Origin of the sequence: Actinoplanes sp. NPDC048791 (assembly GCF_040650095.1) — a bacterium.
In the GTDB taxonomy this organism is placed as follows: Bacteria; Actinomycetota; Actinomycetes; order Mycobacteriales; family Micromonosporaceae; genus Actinoplanes.
Window position 1 is genome coordinate 1 of sequence record NZ_JBEZGQ010001039.1, and the last position, 2,837, is coordinate 2,837.

Below are 2,837 nucleotides of genomic sequence, written 5' to 3' on the forward strand. Positions count from 1 at the left end.
ACATCTGCAGCTTGCGCAGAACGTTCGACACGTGAGTTTCCACAGTCTTGATGGAGATAACTGTGCTACCCGGCCCGAGGTGGCGGGATAACCGAAGGGTGCCCCGGATCGCCCCGGTAAACCAGATCCCCAGCGGGGTCAGAGGAACTCGCTGCGGTAGGTCCCGGCCAGTTCCCCGGCCCGGCGGCGCTGGTCGGCGAGCTCGTCGGCCGACAGCTGCGGCGGCGGCGCGTCCCAGCCGGCGACGATCGTGCCGACCTTGGTGAAGTACTCCTCCTGCCCGGCCGGGGTGCACATGCACAGCATCCGGGCCGGCGCGCCGGAGCTGTTGCGGAAGTTGTGCGGCGCGTTGGCCGGGATGTTGATCGTGGAGCCGGCCTTCACCAGGTGCTTCTCGCCGCGGAAGGTGAACTCGATCTCTCCTTCGAGGATCGTGAACATCTCCTCGAAGTCGTGCCGGTGCGGCGGCGGGCCGCCGCCGTCGGGTACGCGCATGTCGATCAGGCAGTACCGGCCGTCGGTCTGCTCGCCGGTGATCAGCATGGCGTACGTGTTGCCCACCAGGGACACGAACGTGGTTGCCGGGTCGTCAGGATTCGCCACGGTCAGCGACCGGGCCGGATCGTCGTCGGGAATCATCGCTGGCCTCTCGTTGCCGGTTCTGCTTCGATCATCTGCACGCATCGTGCGATGATCAGCAGCTTGATCGTCTGGCCCATCTCAGGCGGCCACCGTGACGGTGACTTTGCCGCTCGGCAGTGCGCCGGTGGCGGCCCGGGCGTGCAGGGCGGGCAGGTCGGCCAGCGGGACCCGCTCGGCGATGTCGATGTGCAGCCGGCCCGCGTCGACCTGGCCGGCCAGCTGCGCGAGCTGATCGGTGTCGCTGCGGACGAACAGGTTGATCCCCGCCACGCCGCGCTTGTCGTCGGAGGGCGCGGGCATCCACACGGTCGTGTTCACCAGGGTGCCGCCGTCGCGGATGACGGTGACGAGTGCGCCGAGCTGCGCGGGGTCGACCGGGGCGAGGTTGAGCACGACGTCGACCGGCTCGGTGACCCCGGCGGTGACGTCGGCGCCGGTGTGGTCGATGACCTGGTCGGCACCGGCCGCCTCGACCCGCCGGATGCTGTGCGGACCGGCCACCGCGATGACGTGGGCGCCGGCGCTCTTGGCCAGCTGGACGGCGTAGTCGCCGACCGCTCCGCCGGCGCCGTTGATCAGCACGCGTTGTCCGGCGGTCAGCTTGGCGTGCTCGAACAGCGCCTGCCAGGCGGTCAGGCCGACGACCGGCAGTGCGGCGGCGTCGGCCAGCGGCACGGTCGTGGGCGCCGCCGCCAGAACCTCGGCGGGCGCGATCACGTATTCGGCGGAGGCGCCGATGCCGGTCATGGGCAGGAAGCCGATCACCTGGTCACCGACCGCGACGGTGTCGACGCCTTCGCCGAGGGCATCGACGGTGCCGGCCACGTCGATGCCCGGGGTGTGCGGCAGGGCGACGGGGATCGGGCCCTGCATGTTGCCGCCGCGGATGTTCGCGTCGATGCCGTTGAAACTGGTCGCGGCCACCCGCAGCCGGACCTGCCCGGCGCCGGGGACGGGCTGGTCGGCGTCCTCGTACCGCAGGACGTCGGGGCCGCCGAACTCGTGGAAACGCACTGCCTTCATGGCCGATCCTCACCTTCCGCAATTGCTTCAATTTCGAAGCACTCCCCGACCATAGCTGTGCTTCGAATTCGAAGCAAGAGAGTGAGACGTGACCCAGCCGACAGGACATCCCCTGCCCGACCACCCTGTGCCACGCGCCGGCCCGAACGCCACGGCCCGCGGTGCTCACTGCTGCTCAGCAGTGCCCACGCAGGTGAGGATGGTCAGGCCAGCCGGCGCAACAGGTGCTCGACGAGCCGCTCCTTGGCCAGGCCGAGCTGCCGCCGGTACGTGCCGTACGGCACGCCCAATCGCCTGGCGGCCGCCTGGTGGGTACGCGAGGCCGAGAGGTACGTCGCGGTGAGCGCCTCGTACGCCTTCACGCCCGCCGGATCGACCGGCAGCGCGTCGACCGCGGCCATGACGGTGCCACGCAGGTCCGCCACCGGATCGGTCGAACCCCGGGGCACGAGTCGCGTGTGCAGCAACACGCTGGTCGCGAACTCCCGCGGCACGTGCCACGTGCGCAGCGCCTCGCCCACGGCCTCGGCCAGCGCCTCCCGGGACAGGTCGCCGTCGGCGGACGTCGCGTCGGTCCAGCCGGCCTCGGGCACGACCCCGGTGCGGGCCCGGTCCCGCACCCACTGCTCGACCGGCTGCCGCCGCCAGTCCCGGCCGAAGACGTGCTGCTCCCGCCCGCCGACGTCCGTGGCCACGACCTCCTGCAACCCGGCGCTGGTGAGGTAGCCGCGGACCCGCTCGGCGTCCTCGACGACCGCGAAGCTCATCGCGCGTCCGCGGGCCCTCAGATCGGCGGCCACGGCGCGCCGTCCGATGAGATCCAGGAACGGTGACGGCCGCCCGGCCCGGCCGGACTGCATCGCGAAGCGCCGGACGCTCAGATGCTCATCCGGCCCGAGCGGGGCGACCTTGTCCACGAAATCCCACAGCGCCGCGATGACCGGGTCCGCCGCCCGGTCCTCCGACAGCGGCGCCTCCAGCTGCAGGAACGCCACGAACGCAACGGGTGCCGGCGAACCGGCGTACCGGTAGACGCGGAAGCCCTGGGGCCGCCGGCGCGCCCAGTGCGCGACCACCGCCGCCGCTGCCGGCCCCTCCGATTCCTGCGCCATGCGCAGCACGGCGGGCACGTCGGCCGGGTGCAGCGGGGCGTCCTCGACCTGGGGGTGCGG

Annotated in this window: 2 protein-coding genes and 1 pseudogene; all 3 read right to left on the bottom strand. The window is 71.8% G+C overall.

Features of this window, described 5'->3' with window-relative positions; translation table 11 throughout:
• Window positions 1–138: 138 nt before the first annotated feature.
• Window positions 139–639: a cupin domain-containing protein gene (locus AB0C29_RS41765; protein ID WP_360832883.1), complete on the bottom strand. Its 501-nt coding sequence runs from the start codon at window positions 637–639 to the stop codon at window positions 139–141.
• A gap of 81 nt (window positions 640–720) precedes the next feature.
• Window positions 721–1,665, bottom strand: a complete 945-nt coding sequence (locus AB0C29_RS41770) for an NADP-dependent oxidoreductase (protein WP_360832886.1) — start codon at window positions 1,663–1,665, stop codon at window positions 721–723.
• Window positions 1,666–1,868: 203 nt separating this feature from the next.
• Window positions 1,869–2,837 (bottom strand): annotated as a pseudogene (locus AB0C29_RS41775) (ATP-binding protein); the annotation flags it as partial.